Source organism: Methylomonas sp. HYX-M1 (genome assembly GCF_040741385.1).
Lineage (GTDB): Bacteria > Pseudomonadota > Gammaproteobacteria > Methylococcales > Methylomonadaceae > Methylomonas > Methylomonas rhizoryzae.
Window position 1 is genome coordinate 619,437 of sequence record NZ_CP160405.1, and the last position, 25,769, is coordinate 645,205.

The 25,769-nt window shown below is 52.7% G+C and carries 28 protein-coding genes, 2 tRNA genes, 1 rRNA gene, 1 other RNA gene and 3 pseudogenes; 8 read left to right on the plus strand and 27 right to left on the minus strand.

The annotated features are described in order from the left end of the window. Nucleotides 1–27 precede the first annotated feature (27 nt). Nucleotides 28–143: ribosomal RNA gene (rrf, locus tag AB0A83_RS02890) — 5S ribosomal RNA — on the plus strand. A gap of 117 nt (nt 144–260) precedes the next feature. Here rrf and AB0A83_RS02895 read toward each other — a convergent pair. Beyond that, a pseudogene (locus AB0A83_RS02895) lies at nt 261–491 on the minus strand (transposase domain-containing protein); the annotation flags it as partial. Between the two features lie 500 nt (nt 492–991). Here AB0A83_RS02895 and ltrA point away from each other — a divergent pair. Continuing rightward, nucleotides 992–2,320, plus strand: a complete 1,329-nt coding sequence (gene ltrA, locus AB0A83_RS02900) for a group II intron reverse transcriptase/maturase (protein ID WP_367155364.1) — start codon at nt 992–994, stop codon at nt 2,318–2,320. Between the two features lie 159 nt (nt 2,321–2,479). Here ltrA and AB0A83_RS02905 read toward each other — a convergent pair. The 3 genes and pseudogenes from AB0A83_RS02905 to AB0A83_RS02915 form a co-directional block, all read right to left on the minus strand. Next, nucleotides 2,480–3,818: pseudogene (locus tag AB0A83_RS02905) on the minus strand (IS66 family transposase); the annotation flags it as partial. A 211-nt stretch (nt 3,819–4,029) separates the two neighbouring features. Continuing rightward, entirely contained in the window at nt 4,030–4,317 is a 288-nt protein-coding gene (gene tnpB, locus AB0A83_RS02910) for an IS66 family insertion sequence element accessory protein TnpB (RefSeq protein WP_190303230.1), read from the minus strand. Then, entirely contained in the window at nt 4,305–4,592 is a 288-nt protein-coding gene (locus AB0A83_RS02915; RefSeq protein WP_150046550.1) for an IS66 family insertion sequence element accessory protein TnpB, read from the minus strand. Before AB0A83_RS02915 ends, tnpB begins: the two co-directional genes overlap by 13 nt. Nucleotides 4,593–4,689: 97 nt before the next feature. Here AB0A83_RS02915 and AB0A83_RS02920 point away from each other — a divergent pair, with 97 nt between their 5' ends. Further along, complete coding sequence (locus tag AB0A83_RS02920) at nt 4,690–5,001, plus strand: group II intron maturase-specific domain-containing protein (protein WP_367156151.1); 312 nt, start codon at nt 4,690–4,692, stop codon at nt 4,999–5,001. A gap of 219 nt (nt 5,002–5,220) precedes the next feature. On the opposite strand, the pseudogene AB0A83_RS02925 reads toward AB0A83_RS02920, so the two are convergent. Further along, a pseudogene (locus tag AB0A83_RS02925) lies at nt 5,221–5,304 on the minus strand (hypothetical protein); the annotation flags it as partial. 382 nt (nt 5,305–5,686) lie between these two features. On the opposite strand from AB0A83_RS02925, the gene AB0A83_RS02930 reads away from it, so the two are divergent. Then, nucleotides 5,687–5,818, plus strand: coding sequence for a helix-turn-helix domain-containing protein (locus AB0A83_RS02930; protein ID WP_150046552.1), 132 nt, complete (start codon nt 5,687–5,689; stop codon nt 5,816–5,818). Nucleotides 5,819–5,941: 123 nt separating this feature from the next. On the opposite strand, the gene AB0A83_RS02935 is transcribed toward AB0A83_RS02930, so the two are convergent. The 13 genes from AB0A83_RS02935 to AB0A83_RS02995 all read right to left on the minus strand — a co-directional run bounded on the left by AB0A83_RS02935 (nt 5,942) and on the right by AB0A83_RS02995 (nt 14,452). Beyond that, nucleotides 5,942–6,018: transfer RNA gene (locus AB0A83_RS02935), tRNA-Pro, on the minus strand. A gap of 72 nt (nt 6,019–6,090) precedes the next feature. Continuing rightward, nucleotides 6,091–6,444 (minus strand): MerR family transcriptional regulator, encoded by a 354-nt coding sequence (locus AB0A83_RS02940; protein ID WP_150046580.1) that lies wholly within the window; start codon nt 6,442–6,444, stop codon nt 6,091–6,093. After that, nucleotides 6,428–6,727: an integration host factor subunit alpha gene (gene ihfA / locus AB0A83_RS02945; RefSeq protein WP_150051754.1), complete on the minus strand. Its 300-nt coding sequence runs from the start codon at nt 6,725–6,727 to the stop codon at nt 6,428–6,430. The genes AB0A83_RS02940 and ihfA overlap by 17 nt, the downstream gene beginning before the upstream one ends. Further along, the gene (pheT, locus tag AB0A83_RS02950; protein WP_150046582.1) at nt 6,727–9,102 is read right to left on the minus strand and encodes a phenylalanine--tRNA ligase subunit beta; all 2,376 of its coding nucleotides are present in this window, start codon (nt 9,100–9,102) and stop codon (nt 6,727–6,729) included. The genes ihfA and pheT overlap by 1 nt, the downstream gene beginning before the upstream one ends. Nucleotides 9,103–9,116: 14 nt before the next feature. After that, complete coding sequence (pheS, locus tag AB0A83_RS02955; RefSeq protein WP_150046584.1) at nt 9,117–10,136, minus strand: phenylalanine--tRNA ligase subunit alpha; 1,020 nt, start codon at nt 10,134–10,136, stop codon at nt 9,117–9,119. Nucleotides 10,137–10,270: 134 nt separating this feature from the next. Then, a complete protein-coding gene (gene rplT, locus AB0A83_RS02960; RefSeq protein WP_150046586.1) occupies nt 10,271–10,633 on the minus strand; it encodes a 50S ribosomal protein L20 in 363 nt (120 codons plus the stop codon). A 27-nt stretch (nt 10,634–10,660) separates the two neighbouring features. Beyond that, entirely contained in the window at nt 10,661–10,858 is a 198-nt protein-coding gene (gene rpmI, locus AB0A83_RS02965; protein WP_150046588.1) for a 50S ribosomal protein L35, read from the minus strand. Nucleotides 10,859–11,001: 143 nt separating this feature from the next. Next, on the minus strand, nt 11,002–11,526 hold the full coding sequence (gene infC / locus AB0A83_RS02970; protein WP_150046590.1) for a translation initiation factor IF-3: 525 nt from the start codon (nt 11,524–11,526) through the stop codon (nt 11,002–11,004). A 24-nt stretch (nt 11,527–11,550) separates the two neighbouring features. Continuing rightward, nucleotides 11,551–13,458 carry a threonine--tRNA ligase gene (gene thrS / locus AB0A83_RS02975; protein ID WP_367155365.1) on the minus strand — a complete coding sequence of 636 codons (1,908 nt, stop codon included), beginning with the start codon at nt 13,456–13,458 and terminating at the stop codon, nt 11,551–11,553. A 48-nt stretch (nt 13,459–13,506) separates the two neighbouring features. After that, a tRNA-Val gene (locus tag AB0A83_RS02980) sits at nt 13,507–13,583 on the minus strand. A gap of 148 nt (nt 13,584–13,731) precedes the next feature. Then, nucleotides 13,732–13,913: non-coding RNA, 6S RNA (gene ssrS, locus AB0A83_RS02985), on the minus strand. Nucleotides 13,914–13,934: 21 nt separating this feature from the next. Further along, nucleotides 13,935–14,228: a cell division protein ZapA gene (locus tag AB0A83_RS02990; RefSeq protein WP_150046594.1), complete on the minus strand. Its 294-nt coding sequence runs from the start codon at nt 14,226–14,228 to the stop codon at nt 13,935–13,937. Then, nucleotides 14,228–14,452, minus strand: a complete 225-nt coding sequence (locus AB0A83_RS02995) for a TIGR02449 family protein (protein WP_150046596.1) — start codon at nt 14,450–14,452, stop codon at nt 14,228–14,230. The genes AB0A83_RS02990 and AB0A83_RS02995 overlap by 1 nt, the downstream gene beginning before the upstream one ends. Nucleotides 14,453–14,562: 110 nt before the next feature. Here AB0A83_RS02995 and AB0A83_RS03000 point away from each other — a divergent pair, with 110 nt between their 5' ends. From AB0A83_RS03000 to ubiH, 3 genes are read left to right on the plus strand one after another with little or no spacing between them, the layout of a single operon-like run. Then, entirely contained in the window at nt 14,563–15,087 is a 525-nt protein-coding gene (locus tag AB0A83_RS03000; RefSeq protein ID WP_150046598.1) for a UPF0149 family protein, read from the plus strand. Between the two features lie 8 nt (nt 15,088–15,095). Beyond that, on the plus strand, nt 15,096–16,406 hold the full coding sequence (gene pepP, locus AB0A83_RS03005; RefSeq protein WP_367155367.1) for a Xaa-Pro aminopeptidase: 1,311 nt from the start codon (nt 15,096–15,098) through the stop codon (nt 16,404–16,406). Nucleotide 16,407: 1 nt separating this feature from the next. After that, entirely contained in the window at nt 16,408–17,592 is a 1,185-nt protein-coding gene (gene ubiH, locus AB0A83_RS03010; protein ID WP_367155368.1) for a 2-octaprenyl-6-methoxyphenyl hydroxylase, read from the plus strand. A 10-nt stretch (nt 17,593–17,602) separates the two neighbouring features. Here ubiH and AB0A83_RS03015 read toward each other — a convergent pair whose 3' ends face one another. Genes AB0A83_RS03015 through AB0A83_RS03030 form a run of 4 tightly spaced genes read right to left on the minus strand, consistent with a single transcriptional unit; the run spans nt 17,603 to nt 20,405 of the window. After that, nucleotides 17,603–17,917, minus strand: coding sequence for a non-heme iron oxygenase ferredoxin subunit (locus AB0A83_RS03015; RefSeq protein ID WP_150046603.1), 315 nt, complete (start codon nt 17,915–17,917; stop codon nt 17,603–17,605). Between the two features lie 10 nt (nt 17,918–17,927). Further along, entirely contained in the window at nt 17,928–18,704 is a 777-nt protein-coding gene (locus AB0A83_RS03020) for a class I SAM-dependent methyltransferase (RefSeq protein ID WP_367155369.1), read from the minus strand. Between the two features lie 22 nt (nt 18,705–18,726). Beyond that, nucleotides 18,727–19,182 carry a Fe-S cluster assembly sulfur transfer protein SufU gene (gene sufU / locus AB0A83_RS03025; protein ID WP_150046608.1) on the minus strand — a complete coding sequence of 152 codons (456 nt, stop codon included), beginning with the start codon at nt 19,180–19,182 and terminating at the stop codon, nt 18,727–18,729. Continuing rightward, nucleotides 19,182–20,405 carry a cysteine desulfurase gene (locus AB0A83_RS03030; protein WP_150046610.1) on the minus strand — a complete coding sequence of 408 codons (1,224 nt, stop codon included), beginning with the start codon at nt 20,403–20,405 and terminating at the stop codon, nt 19,182–19,184. The genes sufU and AB0A83_RS03030 overlap by 1 nt, the downstream gene beginning before the upstream one ends. 80 nt (nt 20,406–20,485) lie before the next feature. On the opposite strand from AB0A83_RS03030, the gene AB0A83_RS03035 reads away from it, so the two are divergent. Further along, on the plus strand, nt 20,486–21,046 hold the full coding sequence (locus AB0A83_RS03035; protein WP_367155370.1) for a Uma2 family endonuclease: 561 nt from the start codon (nt 20,486–20,488) through the stop codon (nt 21,044–21,046). A gap of 14 nt (nt 21,047–21,060) precedes the next feature. Here the strand turns inward: AB0A83_RS03035 and sufD are convergent, their stop codons facing one another. From sufD to AB0A83_RS03060, 5 genes are all read right to left on the minus strand, one after another. Then, on the minus strand, nt 21,061–22,362 hold the full coding sequence (sufD, locus tag AB0A83_RS03040; RefSeq protein WP_150051756.1) for a Fe-S cluster assembly protein SufD: 1,302 nt from the start codon (nt 22,360–22,362) through the stop codon (nt 21,061–21,063). Next, nucleotides 22,362–23,111: a Fe-S cluster assembly ATPase SufC gene (gene sufC, locus AB0A83_RS03045; RefSeq protein ID WP_150046614.1), complete on the minus strand. Its 750-nt coding sequence runs from the start codon at nt 23,109–23,111 to the stop codon at nt 22,362–22,364. Before sufC ends, sufD begins: the two co-directional genes overlap by 1 nt. 674 nt (nt 23,112–23,785) lie before the next feature. Continuing rightward, nucleotides 23,786–24,715, minus strand: coding sequence for a prolipoprotein diacylglyceryl transferase (locus AB0A83_RS03050; protein ID WP_150046616.1), 930 nt, complete (start codon nt 24,713–24,715; stop codon nt 23,786–23,788). A 10-nt stretch (nt 24,716–24,725) separates the two neighbouring features. Continuing rightward, nucleotides 24,726–25,202 carry a hypothetical protein gene (locus AB0A83_RS03055; protein ID WP_367155372.1) on the minus strand — a complete coding sequence of 159 codons (477 nt, stop codon included), beginning with the start codon at nt 25,200–25,202 and terminating at the stop codon, nt 24,726–24,728. Between the two features lie 326 nt (nt 25,203–25,528). Then, nucleotides 25,529–25,738 (minus strand): hypothetical protein, encoded by a 210-nt coding sequence (locus AB0A83_RS03060; RefSeq protein ID WP_367155373.1) that lies wholly within the window; start codon nt 25,736–25,738, stop codon nt 25,529–25,531. Between the last annotated feature and the right edge of the window lie 31 nt (nt 25,739–25,769).

Sequence of the window (25,769 nt, forward strand, 5' to 3'; positions counted from 1 at the left end):
TGCGCCTAACCCCTTCAAACCAGTTTGCTTGGTGACCATAGCAAGCGTGAACCACCCGATCCCATCCCGAACTCGGAAGTGAAACCGCTTCGCGCCGATGATAGTGTGGCAGTTTGCCATGTGAAAGTAGGTCATCGCCAAGCTCTTATTCTTAAGCCCATCCCTCGATGGGCTTTTTTATGCGTGTAAAGTAAGCGATCTATAGACAGCGTCGTAAGCGTCCAGCCGTTCCACCTCGTTAAGGCGTTGCTGATTATGATTTAATCGCGTTCAGCGAAAGGCAGCAATTGGTCGATGCGGCTGTTGGGCCAAGTAAGGAGTTTTTCCAAGGTGTCTTTTAACCAGGCCGCCGGATCGAGACCGTTGAGCTTGGAGGTGCCAAGCAAGGTTTGAATGACCGCCGCGCGTTGACCGGCACGTTCCGATCCTGCAAACAACCAATTCTTTTTTCCTAGGGCAATCGGCCGAATGCTGTTTTCGGCCGGGTTATTGTGTGTGCCTTGCTAAGGCGCATCTGATTCGTCGGTGTAAATCCGACCCGGCTAACTCTCGCTCCAGCCGGAAGCACTTGGGGCGGCTCGGGAGGTAACAAACGGGCTGAAGCACTCCAAGAAAAGGTCTCCCTGGGAGATCAGCGGGCCATGCGGGCCATAACGTGAGTGAACACTGAGCAGGCCTCGAAATGTCGTCGTGGGAGCCGACCCGCCATAATAACGGGGAAGGCCGATGCTTTTACGGAATCGAGCGACAGAGTCGTAAGAGTCCCACCGGGGTAGTGGTGATAGCACGCATGGGAGAGATCAGGTGGGCAACAAGGGAAGTCCCTGTGGGTGCCCTGATGGCGGCAACGGCGATCCCGTGAGGGATGGAGCCGGCCTGCAGGGATGGCGGAGGGGCGCGTAGTAGTGGTGAAGCCGGGTAACGCCGGTAGAGCGAAGGCGCCCTGTTTCGAAACGTGATGAGGAAAGTGATAAGAGCTAAGGGGATTGACGTGAGTCTACCAACCTCGACAAGTACGGTTCAGATATTACAGACTTCATTGCAGGCGAAAGCCAAAGCAGAACCAGACTACCGTTTCTACAGCCTATGGGATAAAGTCTGTCGTATCGATGTGTTGCAAGTTGCCTACCGGCGCTGCCGCGCCAATCGTGGCGCTCCTGGCTATGATGGCATCCGCTTCGAGCCGATCGAAAACCAAGGGCTAGACGGCTGGCTGGAAAGAGTGCGGCAGGAGTTAGTGGTCGGCGAATACCGGCCGCAGCCCCTGTTGCGCGTGTGGATACCCAAGGCCCAAGGCGGACAGCGTCCTCTGGGCATTCCGGCTATCCGTGACCGCGTGGTCCAGATGGCGGTGTTGTTGGTGATCGGTCCGATTTTTGAAGCCGACCTGCTTCCCCGACAATACGGATTCCGACCTGGAGTCGATGCCAAGATGGCGGTCAGAATGATCCATTTCGGTATCTCCCAAAGGGGTAAACGGGAAGTCGTGGACGCCGATTTGTCTAACTACTTCAACACGATTCCCCATGGTGATCTGATGCGCTGCGTTAGCCGCCGGATCGCGGACGGCACGGTGCTGGCTACGATCAAACAATGGCTAAACGTAGCGGTGGTGGAGCATTGCGAACACGGTGAGCGCCGAACCACGGAAGCGAAGGACACGGGTCGAGGCACCCCGCAAGGCGGTATTATCTCGCCCTTGCTCAGTAATCTTTACTTCCGGCGCTTTCTTTTAGCCTGGCAGAAATTTGGTTTTGCCGACCGGCTTCAGGCCGAAGTGGTGAACTATGCCGATGATCTGGTGATTCTCTGCCCGAAAGGACGGGGTCAGGCAGCCATGGAGGCCATGCGGTGGCTGATGAACCGACTGGGGCTGACGGTCAACGAGAAGAAAACCCGTCTGGCTATGCTGCCAGAGGAGCAGTTTGATTTTCTTGGTTACACCCTGGGCCGATTCTACGGCAAGGATGGACGCCCTTACTGGGGAACACGTCCGTCGAAGAAAGCGATCAAGCGATTAAAACAAGGTATCCATGACGCCACATCGTCGCGTTGGAATGCCAAACCGGTGCAAAGCCGGATTGACGAACTCAATCCGATGATTCGAGGTTGGGCGGGTTATTTCAATCAGGGACCGGTCTGCCCAATCTACCGATGCATCCAGGATTACGCGGAGCGACGGCTGCGAATCTGGTTAATGCGCAGACGTGGTCAGCGCGGAACGGGGTATCGCCAATACCCTGACGAGTACCTGTATGAAACTCTGGGGCTCTACCGCCTGCCACGTACGCGCGCCGACCTGCTGAACGCGAAGGCTTGAGGTTCGAAAGAAAGCCGGATGCGGGAAATCTGCACGTCCGGTTTGACGAGCGAGATGTGGAAACGGAGCGATGGTTAGGCTAATGAGGCACTGCCAAACGAAAGAGGCAGCAACAGTTAGGCCTAACCTTAGGCCATCGCGCCACATCTCGACTCTACCGATGGGCAGATCGCCGGTTTCGGCGTAACGCCTCAGCGCCGCCCAGCGTTTCAAACTGTAATCGATGGCTTTTGCCGTTGCACTGTTGGGCGCGGTGTTCAGACGGATTTGCTGTAGCCAGTCATGCAAGGCGGTCACGTGGGTAGGCTTTTTTCGGCGCGCAGCTGTTTTCGCTCGGCCGTGCTTAAATCACGGGCTTCGGCTTCAACCGCATACAAGGTAGCGATGCGATTCAAGGCTTCATGCGCGATAGGACTTTGACTGACTTGGAACAGGGTAGAAAAATGCTCCTGCATTTTCTGCACTTCCCACATCCCTGTGGGTCGTCGAAGAATTTCCGGCGCGCATGCCCCAACACGCCAGTTCGACACACGGTTCGATCAGGCGCTGATGCTCGGGATGCGCACGGGCGGCCGCAAACAGGGCTTTATAGCCAGCGTAGTCATCGACCAACAGCTGGCCTTGCCAGTCCCCAGAAATTGCTGCGCATACCGGCCACTGCGACCGGCTTGATAATCGAAGACGATGATTTTCGGCCCCGGTTGCAAGTCGTTGCTGCGATAGGCCCATAGATAGGCTTTCTTGGTTTTGCCGTTACCCGGATCGAGTTGGGGCACTGGCGTTTCATCGGCATGTAAACTATCACGTTGCCGTAAATGCCACGCCAAACGATCCGCCAACGGTTGCAAGGCAACGCCGAGTCGGCCCCCCAATCGGCCAAGGTGGAATGGGACAAGATCACCCCGTCCCGAGCGGCGATTTGTTCCAGCCGGTACAGCGGCAGGTGACCCAGGTATTTGCCGATCATCACCCAAGTCAATAATCCGACCGCCGCCATGCCACCGTTGATCACCGCCTGCGGAATCGGCGGAGCGGGGATGGTTTCGCAAGTTCGGCAAGCGTATTGTGGACGAATGTGCCGATGCACGAAAAACTTGGCTGGCTCGACATCCAATTGTTCGCTGACGTCTTCGCCGATCTTGACCAAGTCCCGGCCGCATTGACCGCAGGTGCAGGATTCCGGTTCATGGCGATGTTCGATGCGCGGCAGATGCGCAGGTAACGGTTGCCGCCCGGCGCGTGGGCGTTAAGGGCGGGTTACCGTTTCACAAGGCTCCGTGCCTTGGAGTTGTTCGACTTCGGCTTCAATCGCTGATATATCCGTGTTCCAGGTTTCCTCGAACACATCGCGTTGCAGGGGAGCTAACGCTTCGCTCTTGGTACTGAAGCGGATGCGTTTGTAATAAGCCAGCTCGTGGGTGAGCGCGCCGATTTTAAGCTCTTTGGCCTGAATGAGTTTGGCATCCCGCTCCGTCTGATCGAGAAGCGCCTGCAACATCGCCGCGACTTGGGTTTTGGCGGTGGGGTCCAGGTTTAATTGATCGAGTTCGGCCACGGGATTCATCGGCGGTATTATACCGTAATCATGCGCTTATGCCTTGATATTACTGGACTTTGTCCGGTATTGGACACTTTTTTACACCGTCTCAAACCTGCCAGTCGGATTGGCATTGGGCCGATAAGCGCTGCCAGTCGACCCCGGCGATCAACTAGGCCCACTGCGCCTGACTGATCGCAAAGACCGGATCGGACACCTTGGGCCAGAGGAAACGCCCCTGATGCAAACGGCGTTGACACAACCAGACACCGTTGCCATCCCATAGCAACAGACGCCAGCGGTTGCCGGCGCGGGTACGGAAAATAAACGCCGACCCGGCACAGGGCGAATGACCGAGGCTTTGCTGGACGATCGCCGACAAGCCGTCCAGGCCACGCCTCATATCCACCGGCGCCACCGCCAGCCAAATCCGCGGCGGCGTATCGATCAAGCCAGGCATTTGAGCAGTTCCGCCAGCCAACGAGCCGATACGGTCACCGGCAACTCCAAGCGATGGCCTTGGGCATGAGTGAAGACAATCCTGTCAGACCTAACCTGTTCAACCTGCACGGGGTTCAAGACCGCCCAATTTGACTGGGGTAATTTGCGATAATCGCTCAGTCGCGCTCCGAACGTCCGGACATTGAGTTGATATTGGCGGCAATAATCGACTTGCGTTATGCCGCTGCTTTGCCAAGCTTCAATATGTTGACGCCATTTTGACGTTACGGCCATAACTTCTCCTGATCGAAAATTCACAGGATGCCGCGAACAAAATAGTTTTTACAGGCGGTTCCGCTGGCCGCTTACAACACGTCCGTCGAAGAAAGCGATCAAGCGATTAAAACAAGGTATCCATGACGCCACATCGTCGCGTTGGAATGCCAAACCGGTGCAAAGCCGGATTGACGAACTCAACCCCATGATTCGAGGTTGGGCGGGGTATTTCGATCAAGGACCGGTCTGCCCAATCTACCGAAGCATCCAGGATTACGCGGAGCGACGGCTGCGAATCTGGTTAATGCGCAGACGTGGTCAGCGCGGAACGGGGTATCGCCAATACCTTGACGAGTACCTGTATGAAACTCTGGGGCTCTACCGCCTGCCACGTACGCGCGCCGACCTGCTGAACGCGAAGGCTTGAGGTTCGAAAGAAAGCCGGATGCGGGAAATCTGCACGTCCGGTTTGACGAGCGAGATGTGGAAACGGAGCGATGGTTAGGCTAATGAGGCACTGCCAAACGAAAGAGGCAGCAACAGTTAGGCCTAACCTTAGGCCATCGCGGCACATCTCGACTCTACCGATAGGCCAGGCTCCGTTCTCGACAAAGCGGTTCAGCAGCTTCGGCCATTGCGACGATAGATAGTGCAAAGCCTTGCCCAGCAAGCTACCGGGCGAGACCCCATGCCGATGCTCTATCAGCAAGCCTTCGATCTTAGCCAACACCGGTTTGCTACCACTTCGGTCTGAAAATCAATGGCGTGGTTTAAAGACCGCTTACGCTAAACTGCCGGACTATTGGCCAGCAATCCAGCATTTGACGCTGGACGAGTATCAAGCGTTAACAGAGTTCGCGCTAGCCACCACGGGGCAATCCGTCACAGACAAAGCATTATTCATTGTCAATCGGTTATGCGACGCCTTCCAAACAGCGGGACTGCCACGCAATCATATTCTGCGTTCCGTCCTAGGGAAAGCTAGGCGCTTCGGCTTAACGGCACTGATCGTGGATGCTATCGGCTGCGAACGGGAAACATTCTCGCGATTGCGGCCTGAGTTGGCGAAAGCTCTGCAATGACAGGCGCGAAAATCAAACAGCCGACTTCGGTTGGGCCTCACTCAAGCAGAGTTGGCGAGGAAAGCGGGATGCTCAAGAAACCACATTGCATCCCTCGAAACGAGCGCCAGCTTGCCGAGTTTAAAGCTGTGGTTGAAACTGCAAGCGGTTTTGGGGCTGTAACACCAAGATGAAGTTAGGTTGGCGTCGTTTCGTGTGTACAGATCAAGCGTTTAAAATTGTTGTACCGAAACCAGCTTTTCAAGGACTCATCAAAAACTCGATTTTCTAAGTCTTTGATTTAATTGGTCGGGACGGCGGGATTTGAACCCACGACCACTTGCCCCCCAGACAAGTGCGCTACCAGGCTGCGCTACGCCCCGAAAGATTTGCTTGTTCGATGAAAGAGGAACGAAATCTGCTTATTATGATACCACAATGTAAGCCTAGCGTGCTTACTTGAGTAGCTCCAGGATATCCTCCAACTCGCCTATCATTTGATGAATTAACTGTTTGGTGCGCAATGCGTCTTCTTTGGCGTTATCGCTGACCAAATGCGCGCGGGCGCCGCCTATCGTGTAGCCCTGTTCGTAAAGCAGGGCGCGGATTTGCCGAATCAGCAATACGTCGTGTCGCTGGTAATAACGCCGGTTGCCGCGGCGTTTTACCGGGTTGAGCTCGGTGAACTCCTGTTCCCAATAGCGTAATACGTGCGGTTTAACGCCGCATAATTCGCTGACCTCCCCTATTGTGAAATAACGTTTTGCCGGTATCACCGGCAATTCGTTGTTATTACTGGGTTCCAGCATAGGCTTCTACTCGGGCTTTGAGTTTTTGACCGGTTCTAAAGGTCACGACTCGACGAGGAGTAATGGGAATTTCTTCCCCGGTTTTAGGGTTGCGTCCGGGGCGGCCGTTTTTATCGCGTAGCTCGAATTTACCGAATCCGGAAATTTTGACTTGCTCGCCGCTCTCCAGTGAGTGCTTGATTTCTTCGAAAAAAAGTTCGACGATTTCTTTCGCCTCCCGTTTGTTTAAACCCAGGTCTTCAAACAACTTCTCAGCAATATCTGCTTTGGTTAATGCCACAATCACTCCCTCAATTTTGCATTCAATTCGGATATCATTTTTGCTAACAACTTGCGAAATATAGCATCAATTTCCGTGTCGGTTAGGGTTTGCCCGAAATCCTGTAGCACTAAACTCAAGGCGACGCTCTTATACCCGTCTTCTACGCCTTTACCCTGGTAAACGTCGAAAATAGAGGCTTCGCGAACCTTTTCCTCGTTGCAGCCATGGATGCATTCCAGGATTTCGGCGGCTGAAATTTTTTGTTCGACGATAATGGCCATATCGCGCCGCACTGAAGGGAATTTCGACAGTGGTGTGAAACCGGGCTTGCGACTCGCCAGAAGTGCGTCTTGAGCGAGTTCGAACAAAAATACCGGGCTAGCAAACCCCAGTTGCTTTTCCAGGTTGGGATGCAGCATGCCTAGCCAGCCCGCCGGTTGACCGTTTTGATCCAAAATTTGCGCGCTTTGCCCCGGATGTAAGGCCGGATGCGATGCTGACTGGTAAGAAAACGGCCGGGCGGACAGCGCCAAAAGCGCTTCGACGTCCGCTTTAACGTCGTAAAAGTCGATCGGCCGAGATTTTTCCGCCCATTGTTCGTTGAAAACGTTGCCGAGCGCCAAACCGGCCAACATTTTTTGTTGATCGGTACGACCTTGGTCTACTACAAAGCGTAATCCGCTTTCGAATAGACGGACCCGGGTTTGTTGGCGGTTGATGTTGTATATGGCGGCATTGAGCAATCCGCACCACAGGGTGGTACGCATGACGGCCAGTTCGGAAGAAATTGGATTTTGCAACTTGACAAATTCGTACGACGGCGCAATTAAGGACTGCATGTGTTCGTCGACGAAGCTGAAGGTGATTGCCTCCTGATAACCGCGATCGACTAGGCAATCTTGCGCGCGACTAAGCGCGATTTGTGTTTCCGGCGCTTGGCCCAGTTGGGTGCGCATGTTAGGACTGCCGCAGGGCAGGTTGTCGTAGCCGACAATACGGCCTATCTCCTCCAGTAAGTCCTCTTCGATGGCGATGTCGAATCGAAATCCGGGTGGCGTGATTCGCCAGCCGTCGGCGGTTTGTTCGGTTTTCATGCCCAAGCCTTCGAACAACGCTTGGATTTGCGCTGGGTCTTGCGTGATGCCCAGGACTTTTTCGATGCGTTGCCGGCGTAACGGTACCGGTGATCGGGCCGGTAACTGCGCAGCGTTAACCGTCGCATTGATCGGTCCGACGCTGCCGCCGGCGATTTGTACGATGAGTTGGGTAGCCCGTTCGATGGCGCGCTGCTGTAAGGTGAAATCCACGCCGCGTTCGAAGCGGTGCGACGAATCGGTATGCAGGCCGAACTGTCTGGCTTTTCCGGCTATCGCGAGCGGGGTGAAAAACGCGCATTCCAGGAATATATCTTGCGTGTCGTCAGATACCGCGCTGTCGCTGCCGCCCATAATGCCGGCCAGAGCCAAAGCCTGCCGTTGGTCGGCGATGACCAACGCTTCGCCGTCCAGCGCGACGGTCTGATCGTTTAACAGGTTGATACTTTCTGCGGCGCGGCTGTTACGCACCACGATGGGCGCAACTAACTTTGCCGCGTCGAAGGCGTGTAGGGGCTGGCCAAGTTCCAATAGCACGTAGTTGGTAACATCGACCACCGGGCTCAAGCTGCGTATGCCACAACGGCGCAGGCGTTCTTGCATCCACAGCGGAGTGGCGGCGGCTACGTTCACGTTTTTAATCAAGCGGCCCAAATAGGCCGGGCAGTCTTCCGGCGCTTCGACTTGGATAGGCAATTGCTCTTGGTGGTCAATGGGAGTGGCGGCCATGGTCGCATGCTCGAATTTCATGCGATTCAATACGGCGACTTCGCGAGCGATGCCTTCGACGCTCAAACAATCGGCCCGGTTCGGAGTCAGACCCAATTCGATAATGTTGTCGTCGAGACTTAGATAGTCGCGGATGTCGGTGCCGACCGGAGCGTCATCAGGCAATTCCATCAATCCGTCCGAACTAATGGCAAGCCCCAGCTCTTTTTCCGAGCACAACATGCCGGATGACGATTCGCCGCGCAGTTTGGATTGTTTGATTTTGAAGTCGCCGGGTAAAATTGCGCCGATTAAAGCGGCGGGGACTTTCAATCCCGGACGCACGTTGCCGGCGCCACAGACGATTTGCAAGGCTTCGCCTTGACCTACGTTGACGGTACAAACTTTTAATTTGTCGGCATTCGGGTGTTGGGTGGTCGTTAAAACTTCCCCGACCACTACGCCGCTGAATTGGCCGGCCACCGGTTGAACGGCGTCGACCTCCAAACCGGCCATGGTCAACTGGGCGACGAGCTGGGCCGTGTCGACAGGTGGGTTGACCAGCTCCCTTAACCACGCTTCACTTACTTGCATGACTCAAGCCACTCTTAGTTAAACTGTTGCAAAAATTTAAGATCGTTTTCGAAGAACATGCGTAAGTCGTTGATGCCGTAACGCATCATAGCTAAACGCTCTACTCCGGTGCCGAACGCAAAGCCGGAATAGCGTTCCGAGTCTATGCCTACCGATTTGAAGACTTCCGGATGGATCATGCCGCAACCGCCGACTTCAAGCCAGCCGGTTTGTTTACAGACGCGGCAGCCTTTGCCATCGCACATCACGCAGGATACGTCGAATTCGGCAGACGGTTCGGTAAACGGAAAATACGAGGGGCGAAAGCGGACGTTGACCTCTTTTTCGAAGAAAGCCCGCAGGAATTCGAAAATCACGCCTTTGAGGTCGCCGAAACTCACATCGGTATCTACTAGAAAGCCTTCTACTTGATGAAACATGGGCGAATGCGTCATATCTGAATCACAGCGATAAACCCGACCAGGCGCTATGACCCGCAATGGCGGTTCTTCCGATTCCATTACGCGAATTTGTACCGGAGAGGTATGGGTGCGCAGCACCGTGTGGGCATCGAAGTAAAAGGTGTCGTGCATGGCCCGTGCCGGATGGTGTTCCGGAATGTTTAACGCACCGAAGTTGTGGTAATCGTCTTCAATTTCCGGGCCCTCGGCGATCTGAAATCCGGCATCGGCAAAAATTTTTGCAATTCTGCGCTGGGTAATCGTCACCGGGTGTAGGCCCCCGCTGGTTTGGCCTCTGCCCGGCAAGGTGACGTCCAACTTTTCACCGGCTAAGCGCACTTGTAGTTGTTCGGCTTCCAAGCTGTGCTTGCGGGTATCGAACGCTTCTTGAAAACTGTTTTTGGCGTTGTTGATGGCCAGGCCGGCGATTTTGCGTTGTTCAGGGTCCAAGCTGCCCAGTTCTTTCATGTACTGGGTGATTAGTCCTTTTTTGCCGATGTAGTGGACTCTGACCTGATCGAGTTGATTGAGGTCTTGGGTCTGTGCAAGCGCTTGTAATGCCTGCGAAAGAATTTCTTCGATACTAGCCGACACGACTAAGCTCACTATAAATGTGGAGAAGGGCGGTAATGGGAGCGGATTCTGATGGTCAATCAGAAAACTCCCCGCGGAAGCGGGGAGCGCATTTCGTTCGGCCTGTTTATGATTAAAGGCCGGTTGCAAACCGGTTAGGGTTTGCTTTGATTTGCAATGGCTATCTTTGCGATTTCAGCAAATGCGTCCATGTCCCTGACGGCGAGGTCGGCCAACACTTTACGGTCTATCGCGACGTTGGCATTGTTCAAGCCGTTGATCAAACGACTGTATGAAGTGCCGCAAATACGCGCAGCCGCGTTGATACGGACAATCCAAAGTGCGCGAAATTGGCGTTTTTTCTGTTTGCGGTCGCGATAAGCGTATTGACCGGCTTTAATAACTGCCTGTTTGGCGACACGGTAAACCCGGCTCCGGGCGCCGTAGTAGCCTTTGGCTAACTTTAGGATTTTTTTGTGTCTTGCTCTTGCGGTGACGCCGCGTTTAACTCTTGCCATGATCTTCTCTCTTCAGTAACGGTGTTATCAGCTATAAGGCAGCATGCGTGCTACCAACGGCGTATCTGAAGGATGCAAGATTGCGGTTTTGCGCAATTGTCTTTTACGCTTTGTAGTTTTCTTGGTCAGGATGTGGCGTTTATGCGATTGTTTGCATTTAAAGCCGCCGCTTCCGGTTTTTTTGAAGCGCTTGCTAGCGCCGCTGTGGCTTTTCAGTTTTGGCATTTGTTTTCTCCAATGAGTAATGATGAATCCCTGCGATTAAAACCCGGTGAGGCAAAATGCTCGGCCCCAAGGGATTTGGCAACAATAGTCACCACTTGACGACCCAAACTAGGATCGGTTTGCCGTGTAAAACGACGGCAGAATCACTTTTTCTTTTTCGGACCCATGACCATGACCATTTGCCGGCCTTCCAGCTTGGGAAATTGCTCGACAGCGGCGACTTCATCCAAATCGGTTTCTATGCGCTTTAAAAGATCCATGCCTAGTTCGCGGTGCGATAGCTCTCGGCCTTTAAAACGCACGGTAATTTTGGTCTTGTCGCCTTCGTTTAGGAATTTGATCAGACTGCGCAGTTTGACTTGGTAATCGCCTTCTTCTGTGCCGGGACGGAATTTGATTTCCTTGATTTGGATTTGTTTTTGTTTTTTCTTGGCGGCTTGCAGCTTTTTGTTTTGCTCGAACTGATATTTGCCGAAATCCATTACTTTGCAGACCGGGGGGTCCGCATTCGGGGAAATTTCGACCAGATCCATGTCGGCATCGTAGGCGGTCTGTAAGGCTTCCGTGATTGAAACAATCCCAATCTGTTCTCCTTCGGCGCCTATCAATCTCACTCGTCTAGCGGTGATTTCTTCATTCAGGCGCGTTGAATCTTTTTTAGAGCTGATACCCTAATCCTCCAAGTTTGTTTTTTATTTTTTGTTCGCGATGTCGGTTTTCAGTCGTACAACCAGGTCGTTAAGACTCAAACTACCAAGATCTTCGCCCTTTTGGGTGCGAACGGCTACCGTTTGGTTTTCCAATTCTTTGTCGCCGATAATCAAAAGATACGGTACACGCTGCATGGAATGTTCGCGGATTTTATAGCCTATTTTTTCATTTCTCAAGTCTATTTTGGCTCTAAAGCCTTGTTTTTCCAGTTCAAGCCGGATTTGTTGCGCATATTCGCTGTGTTTGTCGGTAATATTGAGCACCATGGCTTGCACTGGCGCCAGCCACAGCGGGAAGTTGCCGGCGTGTTGCTCGATCAAAATACCGATAAAGCGTTCCAAGGAGCCGAGGATGGCTCGGTGTAGCATTACGGGGGCGTGGCGGGCGCTGTCTTCGCCGATGTAGCTGGCGTCCAAGCGGGCCGGCATGGAAAAATCGACTTGAATGGTACCGCATTGCCAGACTCGGCCGATACAGTCTTTTAGGGAGAATTCGATTTTCGGTCCGTAAAATGCGCCTTCGCCCGGTTGTAATTGCCAATCCAGGTTTTTGGCGTTCAGAGCAACTTCCAAGGCTTGTTCGGCTTTATCCCACACCAAGTCGTCGCCAACGCGGTTTTCCGGTCTGGTAGATAGCTTGATAATGACTTCGTCAAAGCCGAAATCTTGGTAAACTTCGAATAGCAAGTCGATGAAGCGGGATACTTCGGATTGAATTTGCTCTTCCGTGCAGAAAATGTGGGCGTCGTCTTGTACGAAATTACGCACCCGCATCAAACCGTGTAAGGTGCCGGAGGGTTCGTTGCGGTGGCAAGAGCCGAATTCGGCCAAACGTATCGGCAAGTCGCGGTAACTTTTGATGCCTTGATTGAAAATCTGGACGTGGCACGGACAGTTCATCGGTTTGACTGCGTAATCGCGGCTTTCCGAGTGGGTGGTAAACATCATCGCGCTGAACTTGTCCCAATGCCCGGACTTTTCCCACAGCGAGCGATCAACGATTTGCGGGGTTCTGACTTCGCCGTAGCCGTTGACCCGCAGTTTTTCCCGAATGTATTGTTCGACTTGCTGGTATATGCTCCAGCCTTTGTCGTGCCAGAACACCATGCCGGGTGCTTCGTCCTGGGTGTGGAACAAGTCCAGGGCTTTGCCGAGTTTGCGGTGGTCGCGTTTTTCCGCCTCTTCCAGTCGATGCAGATAAGCGGCTAGTTCTTTGCCGTCGTTCCAAGCTGTGCCGTAAATGCGCTGTAGCATTTCGTTATTGGAGTCGCCGCGCCAATAGGCGCCGGCGATTTTCATTAGTTTAAACGCTTTAAGCTTGCCGGTGCTGGGTACGTGCGGGCCTCGGCACAAGTCGGTGAAATCGCCCTGGCTGTACAGCGACAACTCCTCGTTGGCCGGAATGGATGCGATGATTTCTGCCTTGTATTTTTCGCCAAGACCTAAGAAAAATTGTACGGCGTCGTCGCGCGACATCACTGTGCGACTGACCGGGATGTCTTGATTGGCCAGTTCCTGCATGCGTTTTTCGATTGCGGCCAAGTCTTCCGGAGTAAACGAGCGTTCGAAGGCTATATCGTAATAAAATCCGCTTTCGATGACCGGACCGATGGTTACTTGGGCGTTCGGGAACAGTTGTTTGATGGCTTGCGCCAGCAGATGGGCGGTCGAATGGCGAATGATTTCGATGCCGTCTTCGTCCTTGCCGGTGACGATTTGCACCTCGGCATTACTATCTACGACGAAGCCGGCGTCCACCAGTTTGCCGTTCACTCTTCCGGCTAAGGTGGCTTTAGCCAGTCCGGTGCCTATGGATTTGGCGATATCCAGCACGGAAATGGCGTGTTCGAATTGGCGTTGCGAACCGTCGGGGAGAGTGATAACAGGCATGTCCGATTCCACAATAAAAAAAGCACCGACTAGCGGTGCTTATATTTTTGGTAGGCGCGAGTGGACTCGAACCACCGACCCCCACCATGTCAAGGTGGTGCTCTAACCAGCTGAGCTACGCGCCTAAAGTCTCGCAAATTATTCGGCTATTATACGGAGTGTCGAGCGAACATGCAATCAGTTTTTTATTTTAATTAACGCGAGCGCAAACTTCTGCGGGCGCGTTATAAAGACAAGCGAATTTCGCCGTGCCATCGATCTGCATTGGCTATCGGATCTCCCGCCTGCGCCGTCTTGTGCTTTCGCCCTTGAACCGGAGGTTCAAGTGGAAACCAAATCCAGTCAATCAGGCTTCCTGACATCAATCAGGCATGCACACCATGAAAGGCAAACGGTTTCCGGGGTAAAAACAGGTTCAGGAAACACCCAGCACTGCTCGAACGCTGCAGGAGAAGGGGCGTATTCTAAACAAATTCTTACGGATTTTCTAAAGCGTTTTCGATTTTTTGGCGCAATTCGGCTAGGCGCTGGCTCAGATTGGCCTCCGGTATGCTGGTTTTTTGCGGATCTGCGTCGCAAGCCAGATTCAAGGCGGCAAGCACCGCGATGCGATCGGCTCCGGCAACTTTGCCGGTGTCGCGAATTTTACGCATTTGCTGATCCAGCGCTTGTGCGGTGCGAAGTAAACTCTCTTGCTCCTCCAATGCGCAGGCGATTTTGTATTCTTTGCCCAATATTTTTAACGAAACGGCGTGAACGGATTTACTCATCAATCGTGTTCCATAGCCTTTAATCGGGCAATCATGGCCTCTACACGGGCTTTCGCCAGGGTGGTTTTTTCCAGTAATTTGGCTTTTTCTTTAACCAGCGCGTCTTGCTTGGTTTTTAGTGTTTTGTTTTCGTTCTTTAGCGAATTGAATTGAGCAATCAGCGCATCTAATTTTGCCTCTAGGGCGACCAATTCGATTGCAGGGTCTTTTTCGGATTCGGACATGGCGGATGACGAGGGATGACAGCAGATTAAAATCATCGAAAATGCCGAACAATGTTAGCATAAGCACCGGTTTTAAACAGCCGTGACAGGCTTAGAGTCATACCTTAACGATGTACCAAGCGATCAATACGATTCTGGAAAAATACCGCGCAGCTATCGATGCTGCCGAGGCACATGGCATGGCTAGCGGCATGCTGTGCATCGCCCGGCAGACTGATGTCGGCAATTGGTTTCGGGTGCTTTTCGAGTCGGAAGAACCGTTGCTGGACGAAGATGCGGATTTGCTGGCGCAGCTTTTCGAACGAACTCGACAGTTGTTGGACCCTGAAGCAGGCGATTTCGAGTTCGATTTGCTGTTGCCCGACGAAGACGAGCCGCTATTCGAACAGATTGAAGCATTAAAAAATTGGTGCCAAGGTTTTTTGTTCGGTGTCGGCTATAACCAAGGCGGTAGCAGTTGGTCCGGCGATAGCGCGGAGATCATGCGGGATGTGATTGAATTTACCAAGTTGGATAGCGACGCGGACGGCGATGAAGACGAAAGTGCATTGACCGAAATTCGAGAATATCTCCGTGCTGCAGTGTTGATGGTGCGCGACCAATTTCTCGATCAATCGCAAGCGAATTTGCATTAGGATGAAACATGAAACAAGCCGAATTCAAAAAACGCCGGGCGGCACTGATGAAACGGATAGGCAAAGGGAATATTGCGATTATCGCCAGCGCTCACGAACGTACCCGTAACCGGGACGTTCATTATCCTTACCGGCAAGATAGCGATTTTTATTATTTGACCGGATTCAACGAAGCAGACTCGTTAGCCGTGTTTATTCCCGGTCGGGAAAAAGGTGAATACGTGCTGTTTTGCCGTGAATTCGACCGGCAAAAAGCCTTGTGGGAAGGGGCGCATGCCGGTTTGGAAGGAGCTACAAAGCATTATGAAGCCGACGATGCCTTTCCGATCGATGACCTGGACGACATTTTGCCGGGCATGCTGGAAAATAAAGCCAAAGTGTTTTATCCGATGGGCAAGGACAGCGAATTGGATCATAAATTATTGGAATGGATCACCCATATTCGCAGGCAGTCGCGTAGCGGGGTGAGTGCGCCGGGGGAATTGGTATCGCTGGAGCACGTGTTGCATGAAATGCGATTGTTCAAAAGCGGCGACGAGCTGAAGTTGATGCGCCGCGCCGCCGAAGTTTCGGCCAAAGCGCACGTTCGGGCCATGAAGGCGTGTAGGCCCGGCTTGTATGAATATCAAATCGAGGCCGAATTGTTGCACGAGTTTACTCAGCATGGACTGCGCGCGGTGGCTTATCCGTCCATCGTCGCCGGCGGCAAAAATGCCTGCGTGCTGCATTACACCGAAAATCGTGACAAGTTGCACGCGGGGGACTTATTGTTGATCGACGCCGGGGTGGAATGCGACCACTATGCCAGCGATATTACCCGGACCTTCCCGGTATCGGGGAAATTCAGCGAACCGCAACGCTTGCTGTATGAATTGGTGCTGAGCGCACAAGCGGCGGCCCTGGCGCAAATCCGGCCCGGAATGCCGTGGAACAAGGCGCATGAAGCCTCGGTTGAGACGCTGACCAAAGGCTTGGTGGAACTGAAGTTGTTGAAAGGCCGAGTCAAAAAGCTGATCAAGGATGAAAAGTACAAGCAGTTTTACATGCACCGCATCGGCCATTGGTTGGGCATGGACGTTCACGACGTCGGCGATTACAAAATCAAAGACGAATGGCGTTTGTTAGAACCGGGTATGGTGTTGACGGTCGAACCTGGACTGTATATTCCTGCCGATTGCGATACGGTGGACAAGCAATGGCGAGGTATCGGTATACGCATCGAAGACGACGTATTGGTCACCAAAGACGGCTATGAAATATTGACCGGTGGGGTACCTAAAACCGTAGCGGACATCGAAGCGTTGATGCAGGTAGCCTGAGATGAGGACGCATTACGACCTGATTGTGGTCGGCGGCGGGTTGGCCGGAAATTGCCTGGCGCTGGCGCTGCAACACAGCGGTATGTCGATTGCGTTGGTCGAGGCCGCCAGCCGCGAGCAATTGCGTGATGCGCCGGCAGGGGATAGGGCCTTGGCCTTGGCGGCTGGAACTGTGGAGGTGTTGCGTTCCCTGGGGGCTTGGGACGGGGTGGCGGACAAAGCCACAGCTATTAAAAACATTCACGTGTCGGATCGAGGCCATTTCGGTAAAACCCGTTTATCGGCCGCCGAGCAGGGCGTGGAAGCATTGGGCTACGTGATTGCTGCGCGCGATATTGAGCAGCACGTGGCCGACTTGGTGCAGCAAGCAGGCATCGACGGTTTGTTCGAGGCCCGGCTAGTCGGCTTGATGTCCGGCCCGGACGAAATCAACGTGAGTTTGAAACAGCACGGCCAGTCGTTGAATTTATCGGCGCAGTTATTGGTGGGCGCCGACGGCGGCCAATCCAGCGTGCGCAAACTGTTGGATATTCCGCTGCAGCTTACCGATTACGGCCAAACGGCGTTGGTAACAATGGTGCAATCGGCTTTGCCGCATTGCAATACGGCTTATGAACGGTTTACGGAACAAGGCCCTTTGGCCTTGCTGCCGGCAGCCGGCAAGCAGTCGTCCGTGGTGTGGACCCGCAGCCACGAACAAGCGCAGGCATTAATGGCCGGGGGCGAAGCCGAGTTTCTGACCGAGTTGCAAGCCTGTTTCGGTTACCGTTTGGGCGCTTTGAAATTAGCGGCGCCGCGGCGGGCGTTCGCGCTCAGTTTGATCCGCGCCGAGCGGATGATAGCGCAGCGAGCGGTGATTATCGGCAATGCCGCCCATCAGTTGCACCCGGTGGCGGGGCAGGGTTTCAATTTGGGAATACGCGACGTGGCCTTGCTGGCTGAGTATTTGCAAGCACAACAGCGTCTGGATGCCGATTTGGGCGCGGCGTATTGGTTGGAGCGGTACGCAAGGCAGCGCTTAAAGGATCACGACAAAGTCATTGGTTTTACCGACAACGTCGTCAGGATATTTTCCAACGACTGGTTGGCATTGGCGGCTTTGCGCAACACCGGCTTGACCTTGTTGGACCATCTGCCCTTCGCCAAGCGCTTATTGACGCGTCACGCGATGGGAATGGCCGGCTGACGCGAGTCGCTCAGTCTTTGCTGCCGATCAGCACTCGGCCGTTTTCGATTCTGACCGGAAAGGTCGCCACGTCTTCATAGGCGGGGGCGCATTTGACTTGGCCGGTTTTCACGCAGAAGCGCGCGCCGTGCCTTGGACAGATGATTTCGTCGCCGTCCAGTTGGCCGCTGGCGATTTCCGCGCCGTCGTGGGTGCAGACGTCCTCGATTGCGTAAAATTGACCATCCAATTTGAACAACGCTACATCGTAACCGTCCACTTCCACCAGCATGTGTTCGCCGTCGGCCAACGCGGTCGCGGCGATCACGTCCGTCCATTCGCTCATGGTTTTCTCCTCATTTCAGATACACGTCGTAACGTAACAGTTTGCCCGAGTAAACGGTCGAAGGTTTGCCGCCCAGCGGTTCGGCATAATCCGGGCTTTTTACCACGACGCGCTTGCCCGTCGCCGACCAAGCGGCGGTGAATAATTGCTGCCGGTCCAGGTCGTCGCCTAGAATATCGCGCAAAACCGCCATCGATTTTCGCGTGGCGGCCGATTGCTTGCGTTTGGGCGGGAACATGGGGTCCAAGTAAATGCACTCCGGCGTTTTCGGCAAGCCGGCCAACAAGCGGATAGCATTGCCGATCAGTAGATTGGGCGGTTGCAGTTCTCGCCGTTGCACCCAATCTTTTTGCGCTAAACGCTGGTAGCCGTCGCGGATGAGGGCCGCCATCACCGGCGAACGCTCGATGCTGGTCACTTGATAACCCATCCTAAACAAGGCCAAGCTGTCTTGCGCCCAGCCGGTTGTGGCGTCGACGACGGTTTCGGTTTTTTTGCCAATGGCTTGTGCCAACAAATCTTTTTTCGGCGCCGGGTAGGAATGCTGTTCGCCGGGGCGCGGGGCTATGTCTACCGTCAAGCCGCCTTTTTTCAAGCTTTGTCTGTCTAACAAGGTCAAGCTGCCGTTGCGGTAGGCCAGAAAATAGCCGTGAGCGCTGTCTGTGGCCTCGTCGAATGTCAGGATCGGTGCGCCTAGGCTTATCGCTATATCTTCGACGCGCGCATCGGCAATCTCGGTGCGAATGAGCGCCAAGGTTCCGTTAGCGGCGGCGGTCGGATCAGACATCCCTTGCCACTGTCGCTAAGGCTTATTCGGTAGAAACCGCTTCCAGTTGGTTTTTCAGGGCTGCATCCAAAGTATGCCAGGCTAGGGTCGCGCACTTGACCCGGGCCGGATATTCGCGCACGCCCGCTAATACCGCCAGCTTGCCGATGGCCTCCAAATTGATGTCCTCGCTCTTGCCGGTGGTCATTTCGTGAAATTGCTTGAACAGGGCTTCGGCCTCGTTCTCGCTTAAGCCTTTGATGATTTCGGTCATCAGCGACACCGATGCGGTGGAAATCGCACAGCCCGAGCCTTGAAAGCTGGCATCGTCGATCACGTGGTTGTCGTTGATTTTCAAAAATAAAGTCAATTTGTCGCCGCACAATGGATTAAAACCGTCCACGCGCCGGTTGGCGTCTTCCATGATGCGGAAGTTGCGTGGATTGCGGTTGTGGTCGAAGATAACTTCTTGGTACAGGTCGCGTAGTTCGTCAAACATTAGCCAAACACCTCGATTAAAGATTGAATGCCTTGCAGCAAAATATCGATTTCTTGCCGGGTATTGTACATTGCAAACGAGGCCCGCGCGGTGGCCGGCACGCCGTAAAAATCCATCACAGGCATGGCGCAGTGGTGGCCGGCGCGCACGGCGATCCCCAGGCTATCCAGCATCGTGCCTATGTCGTGCGGATGGATATGATCCAGCGTGAACGACAAAATGCCGCCTTTATGTTCAGCTTGGCCGATGATGTTGAGGCCTTGGATTTGCCGAGCTTGCTCGGTGGCGTAAGTCAGCAACTCGGCCTCGTAAGCGGCGATATTAGCCATGCCGACGGCACTGACGTAGTCGATGGCCGCGCCCAGGCCGATGATTTCGGCAATCGCCGGCGTACCGGCTTCGAACTTTTGCGGCAGACCGGCGTAAGTGGTTTTCTCGAAAGTGACCTGCCGGATCATGTCGCCGCCGCCTTGGTACGGCGGCATCGCTTCCAGTAAGGCTTGCTTGCCGTACAACACGCCGGTACCGGATGGACCGTAGAGTTTGTGACCGGAGAATACGTAAAAATCGCAATCCAGAGCCCGCACGTCGACCGGCATATGCGGTATCGCCTGGGCGCCGTCGAGCAACACCGGAATATTTTTGGCGTGGGCTGCGGCGACGATTTTCTCGACCGGGTTGATGGTGCCCAAGGCATTGGACATATGGGCGATAGCCACCAATTTGGTTTTTTCGCCCAGTAACTGTTCGAAGGCGTCGAACATCAGTTCGCCCTTTTGGTTGATAGGTACCACTTTCAATACCGTGCCGGTCTGCTGACAAAGCATCTGCCACGGCACGATGTTGGCGTGATGTTCCATCGCGCTGATTACGATTTCGTCGCCGGCTTTAAGCTGCGAATGACCGTAACTTTGCGCCACCAGATTGATCGCCTCGGTCGCGCCGCGCACGAAGATGATTTCCTTGGTGCTAGCCGCATTGATGAAGGCCCTGACCTTCTCCCGCGCGCCTTCGAACTTGTCGGTGGCTTTGACGCTCAAGGTATGCACGCCGCGATGAATGTTGGCGTATTCGCGGCTATAGGTATGGACGATGGCATCGATCACCGCTTGCGGCTTCTGGCAACTGGCGGCGTTGTCCAAGTAAACCAAGGGCTTATTGCGGATTTTCTCGCCGAGGATAGGGAAATCGGCGCGGATTTGTTCGATAGGAAATGTGCTCATCGCTCGCTAATGGGTTAAATTGATTTGGTCGTTACTAAACATTAGAATCGATTCAGTCGATTCCTTACTTGGATACCACCATGGTCGCCGTTTTTCCTCAAAAACACCTCACCGACATTGCAGAATGGCATCGCATGGGCGAGGCCGGCATTTTTCCGCCCGAAGCGCGCATGGAATTGATTGAAGGAGAAATTTTGCACATGGCACCCATCGGATTTAATCATGCTGGACATGTTGATCGTTTAAATCGCATTTTCTCCCGCTTATGGGATCGAGGAATCGTTGTTCGTATACAAGGCCCGATCCGACTGGGCGACCTGTCGGAACCGGAGCCTGACGTCTTACTGCTTAAACCCGATACCGATTTTTATACCACTCGCCACCCCACTGCCGCCGACGTGTTGCTAATCATCGAAGTCTCCGACAGCACCTTATGCTTCGACCGCGAGCAAAAACGCCGGCTTTACGCCACCCACCTGATTCCGGAATATTGGATCGTCAACTTGGTCGATAACTGCCTGGAAGTTTACCGGCAACCGGAAAGCGGTGATTATCGGGAGCAAAGCACTCTGTCCAAAGACGACGCTATCAATCCGGTATCGCTGCCGGAGATTCAAGTTCGAGCCGCAGATATTTTGTAAGCGCGAATTCAGGACTACAAACTCATCGCCGGAAATCGTTCCAACAACTCCTTCAATAACAAGCCTTTCAGTTCGGCATTCTCCAGCTTATCGACCATTTCATTGGCAAAGGCAAAAGTCAAAATGTTTCTTGCCGTTTCCGCATCGATACCGCGTGATTGCAGATAAAACACTGATTTTTCCTCCAACTGGCCGACCGTGACGCCGTGCGAACATTTCACATCGTCGGCATAAATTTCCAGTTGCGGCTTGGTATCGACTTCCGCATCCGCCGATAACAACAGATTGCGGTTGTTCATTTCCGAATCGGTCTGTTGTGCATCCTCAACCACAATCACCCGGCCTTGAAACACGCCTCGCGCTCGGTTATCCAGCACCCCTTTGTAAAATTCGCGGCTGACGCCCCGCGGCTGCAAATGGTTGATGCGGGTGTGGTTATCGATATGCTGGCGATTGCCGCCCAGATACAAACCGTTCAACCGACACTCCGCGGCCAGTTCCAAATCGCTATGTATATCGCTGCGCGCCAATAAAGCGCCGAAGGCAAAGTTGTGATGCATGAAGCGGCTGTCGCGGGCTTGTTTGACGTAGGTGCCGCCGAAATGGCAAGCCTTTTCGGCTTCGGCCTGCCATTTATATACGGTCAAACCCGCATTGGCAGCCAGAAAACATTCGTTGACGGCGGCGGAAAAATAGCCGGACGCGCTGCCGATATAGGTTTCGATAATGCCCGCTTCCGCTCCCGCGCCGATAACAAACAGGTTGCGGGTTGCGGCCAAAGCATTTTCCGCCGTCGCCACATGCAAAATCTGTAAGGGTTTTGCCAGCCGATGGTCGGCGGCGACTTCGATTACCACGCCGTCGCCGGACCAGGCGCTGTTAAATGCCACCAAGCTATGCTCGTCATTGCCGACCGCCGCGCCCAAACGGTTTTGCAGCAACTCCGGTTGCCGGCGTAAGGTGTCGGCTAAACTTTGTATCGAAGCCTGCGCCGGCAAACCGGATAGCCGCGACAACTCCGGCATAAAGCAGCCGTTGACCAGCACCACGCTCCAAGCGTTTTCCAACCGATAGGCATCCAGCCAATCCGCATCGACAGCCCGATTATCGCAGGGCGTAAACAGGGTTTTGTTTAAAACCGCCAGATTGGTATAACGCCACTCTTCGTCGCGTAGATTCGGAAAGCCGTGCGCTTCGAAAGCACTTAAACCTTCGGCACGAAACTGCTGCAGCCACGGCAAATCAGTGCCCGGCAATGATCGAGCCATCGCCTGATAGGCGGCCAAATAAGCATAAGCCGATTGTTGTGCCGCCATCATGCCGCCTGCCCTTCCAGCCAACTGTAACCTTTTTCTTCCAATTCCAGCGCCAGCTCCGGCCCGCCGGATTTGACGATCTTGCCGTTCGCCAGCACGTGCACCACATCGGGTTTGATGTAATCCAGCAGGCGCTGATAATGGGTGATCATCAAGAAAGAACGCTCGGGCGAACGCAAGGAATTGACACCCTCGGCGACAATGCGCAAAGCATCGATGTCCAGGCCGGAATCGGTCTCGTCGAGTATGCACAATTTCGGTTCCAGCACTGCCGCCTGCAGAATCTCGTTACGCTTTTTCTCGCCGCCGGAAAAACCTTCGTTAACCGCGCGGTACAAAAACTTCTCGTCCATCTGCAGTAGTTTTACCTTGCTTTTGACGATGGTCAGAAAATCCATCGCATCCACTTCCGGCAGGCCGAGATGCTTGCGCATCGCATTCAGAGCGGCTTTCAAAAGATAAATATTGCTGACGCCGGGGATTTCCACCGGATATTGAAAGGCCAGAAACACCCCTTCGCGGGCGCGGATTTCCGGGGCCATGTCCAGCAGGTCTTTGCCTTGGTAAGTCACGCTGCCGGCGGTGACTTCGTAGCCCGGCTTACCGGACAGCACGTGAGACAATGTGCTCTTGCCGGCGCCGTTGGGGCCCATAATGGCGTGGACTTCGCCTGGGTTGATGTCCAGGGTCAGGCCTTTGAGGATGGGTTTGTCGTTTATTGATACGTGGAGATTTTTTATGCTGAGCATACGTTTTGTACCTAAGTTTTTAAAATGTAGGCTGGGTAGAGCAATGCGACACCCAGCATTTAAATCTTTGTTTTTGTGTCGCTAACGCGACGGTTTAATTAAATGTGTCGGTTCGCGGACCGACAACCGCGATACTTTTCCTTGCTTGTCCAAAGAAAAGTATCCAAAAGAAAAGACCCCCGGATGCCGCTTATTCCCTGCGCGAATACGAAAACCATCCTTGGTTTTCGCCCTTACGGGTCAGCCTATCGGCTGCTCAAATTTGCTCCAGGCAAATTTGTCGGGTTTGAGCGGGGTTTTCCGAAGGGGCTTCCGAGCCCCTACGAAAAACGCGATGCATCCCTGCATCGCCCCTACGGGCAAATCACTCAATACATCCATGTACCTCACCCTGCGGGTGCTAACGCATGCAAATCGGCTATCCTGCCGATTTGTCCGCTCAAACCCGCCGGTGCTCGGTGCGGCATTACGGGAGAAAACCATCCCGAAATTAAAGTTATAAGTCGAAATGGTAGGTCCGATTAGCGAAGCGTAATCGGACGTATGTTTAGCTTTTCAGCCTATTTGCCTCATTCACCAAAAAAGTTCGATTTTGTAAATCGAAAAATACCGATTTCTTATTAGTCCATTCGTCCGATTACGCTTCGCTAATAGTATCTACGCGGGCTAAGTTTTTATAGTTTCGAACAAGCGGATAATGCTCCAAATACCAGTATTGAAAAAATAACTTTAGAAGTGTACTTCGTCTTAGATGACTGCAATATAATGTAAAGTCCAATTAAAATTAATAGTGTAGAAATAAGTTCCGCCTGAGTAAAATCAACATCCAAGAACGTGTACTGCGAATTTACTCTTATTTTTTCAATCAATAATCGCTCAAAACCACTCAATACCAAATATATTGAAAATATATACCCTTTCGTATACGGCCTTTTTCTAAACAGCCACAGCACCGAAAAAATGCAAAAAGCCATGAAAATTTCGTATAGCGGCGTTGGGTACACTCCTGGCGCTTGAATGAAAACGCCGACTATATTATTTTCGTATGTTTGAGCCCACAACCAATCGGGAAGCCAATTCGGCTTTAATAACATGTTCGCAGGAATACCCCAGTCTCCGTCGCCGGATACTTGACAGCCAATCCGCCCAATTCCGTAGCCTAAAATCATTGAAGGCGCTAAAGCATCGAGCATGGGTGCAAATGGAATCGATCGCTTTTTTAAAAATAAATATCCCGTGGTAAACGCAAATACTAATCCTCCATAAAACGAAAATCCCCCGTTTGAAAAAATCAGTGATGCCGGATTGTCTATGAATTCTCTTGGGTGCTCAAGAATATGAAATATACGCGCACCTAAAATTCCACTGATTGTACAGGCAAACATCAAGTCGTTTAGCATTTGATGCGCCGGCAAATGAGTGCCGGAGTTTCTCGCTGGGTTGGGTAGGATGTTGTCCGTTTCAAATCGTATAACTTCCTTTTTTCCAACCCATGTCGAAACAATTATCGACAAGGCAACAAAGCTGCCAAATGTTGCAATGGGAAGATGTATCTGCGTTCCAAGCACAGAATTTATCAAGTCACTTAAATATGGGTACGCCATTATTTGGCCTCTAATTGTTAGGGGCGATTGGTAAAGAATAATCTGAACTACGCGAGCCTAATGCTTTCCTAGGGTTTTTATATTTCTGAATAAAACTGTTTTGCGCGTTGTCTAGCAGCTGGTAATTATAAATTGCACGATTAATATATTCTTCCGCTATGTTTTGTGATACTGGGGGGTCTTTGTCAGAATTATCGTTTGAATGCTTATATTTATTCCTGAGATAATTCAATAAATTTCTTTTTATGTATTCATTTTTAGGCTGATTTTCTTGTTTAACTTGGTCAATATTCTTCATATAAATGTCGATATAACTCTTGTCGCCGTTTAATCTGACAAGTTCTCCAAGGATTTCTTCGTTGGCACCAGCTAAAGTCGTGGCATATATATAATATTTCTCATGCAGAAATAACAAGATAGCTCTATTCAGCTGTCTTTTGGTAATTTCAAATTTACTAACCCATTCAAATTCGATATTTACTTTCATGGAATTGCCGCTTTAGAAAAGTTAGAGACATTCAAATTTCATTTGCTGAAATAAAATTGTCATTCCAAGTAAAAAAAATACTTGGGTTTTATAGCCCATCCTAATTCGTAGGATTTTCTGAACGTAGAGATAAACCTCTATTCGCCGTCAAATCCTACGAATTTCTGCTAACGCAAGAACACCAGGCCACTTTCAAGCTCGTTACAGGTTTAACCCCCTGATGCCGCGCCGAGCACCGGAGGGTTTGAACGGAATTGCCCGCTGGGGCGATGCAGGGATGCATCGCGTTTTTCTTAAGGGCTGGGATGCCCTTTCAAAAAACCCGTTCAAAGCCTTTGGAGCGCAGAATCCAAGCGGCATGGGGTGGCCTTTTCTTTGGATACTTTCTTTTGGCCGAAAATTGCTCCTGCATTTTCGGCATTCGCCACATTCCTGTGGCTCGCCAAGCAAAAGAAAGTATCGCGGCCGTCGGTCCGCGAACCGACATCAAAAACCACCCGTCGCGACAGCGACACCTTCAAATGAAAAGCCGTCATGTTGGGTTACGGCTGTCACCTAACCCAACCT

Coding starts and splice junctions, on each gene's coding strand:
- tnpB (WP_190303230.1), bottom strand. CDS start 4,317: ATGCCTGGCTTGATCGATACGCCGCCGCGGATTTGGCTGGCGGTGGCG.
- AB0A83_RS02915 (WP_150046550.1), bottom strand. CDS start 4,592: ATGGCCGTAACGTCAAAATGGCGTCAACATATTGAAGCTTGGCAAAGC.
- AB0A83_RS02940 (WP_150046580.1), bottom strand. CDS start 6,444: ATGCTGGAACCCAGTAATAACAACGAATTGCCGGTGATACCGGCAAAA.
- pheT (WP_150046582.1), bottom strand. CDS start 9,102: ATGCAAGTAAGTGAAGCGTGGTTAAGGGAGCTGGTCAACCCACCTGTC.
- rplT (WP_150046586.1), bottom strand. CDS start 10,633: ATGGCAAGAGTTAAACGCGGCGTCACCGCAAGAGCAAGACACAAAAAA.
- rpmI (WP_150046588.1), bottom strand. CDS start 10,858: ATGCCAAAACTGAAAAGCCACAGCGGCGCTAGCAAGCGCTTCAAAAAA.
- thrS (WP_367155365.1), bottom strand. CDS start 13,458: ATGCCTGTTATCACTCTCCCCGACGGTTCGCAACGCCAATTCGAACAC.
- AB0A83_RS02990 (WP_150046594.1), bottom strand. CDS start 14,228: ATGAGTAAATCCGTTCACGCCGTTTCGTTAAAAATATTGGGCAAAGAA.
- AB0A83_RS02995 (WP_150046596.1), bottom strand. CDS start 14,452: ATGTCCGAATCCGAAAAAGACCCTGCAATCGAATTGGTCGCCCTAGAG.
- AB0A83_RS03000 (WP_150046598.1), top strand. CDS start 14,563: ATGTACCAAGCGATCAATACGATTCTGGAAAAATACCGCGCAGCTATC.
- pepP (WP_367155367.1), top strand. CDS start 15,096: ATGAAACAAGCCGAATTCAAAAAACGCCGGGCGGCACTGATGAAACGG.
- ubiH (WP_367155368.1), top strand. CDS start 16,408: ATGAGGACGCATTACGACCTGATTGTGGTCGGCGGCGGGTTGGCCGGA.
- AB0A83_RS03015 (WP_150046603.1), bottom strand. CDS start 17,917: ATGAGCGAATGGACGGACGTGATCGCCGCGACCGCGTTGGCCGACGGC.
- AB0A83_RS03020 (WP_367155369.1), bottom strand. CDS start 18,704: ATGTCTGATCCGACCGCCGCCGCTAACGGAACCTTGGCGCTCATTCGC.
- sufU (WP_150046608.1), bottom strand. CDS start 19,182: ATGTTTGACGAACTACGCGACCTGTACCAAGAAGTTATCTTCGACCAC.
- AB0A83_RS03030 (WP_150046610.1), bottom strand. CDS start 20,405: ATGAGCACATTTCCTATCGAACAAATCCGCGCCGATTTCCCTATCCTC.
- AB0A83_RS03035 (WP_367155370.1), top strand. CDS start 20,486: ATGGTCGCCGTTTTTCCTCAAAAACACCTCACCGACATTGCAGAATGG.
- sufD (WP_150051756.1), bottom strand. CDS start 22,362: ATGGCGGCACAACAATCGGCTTATGCTTATTTGGCCGCCTATCAGGCG.
- sufC (WP_150046614.1), bottom strand. CDS start 23,111: ATGCTCAGCATAAAAAATCTCCACGTATCAATAAACGACAAACCCATC.
- AB0A83_RS03050 (WP_150046616.1), bottom strand. CDS start 24,715: ATGGCGTACCCATATTTAAGTGACTTGATAAATTCTGTGCTTGGAACG.
- AB0A83_RS03055 (WP_367155372.1), bottom strand. CDS start 25,202: ATGAAAGTAAATATCGAATTTGAATGGGTTAGTAAATTTGAAATTACC.
- AB0A83_RS03060 (WP_367155373.1), bottom strand. CDS start 25,738: ATGACGGCTTTTCATTTGAAGGTGTCGCTGTCGCGACGGGTGGTTTTT.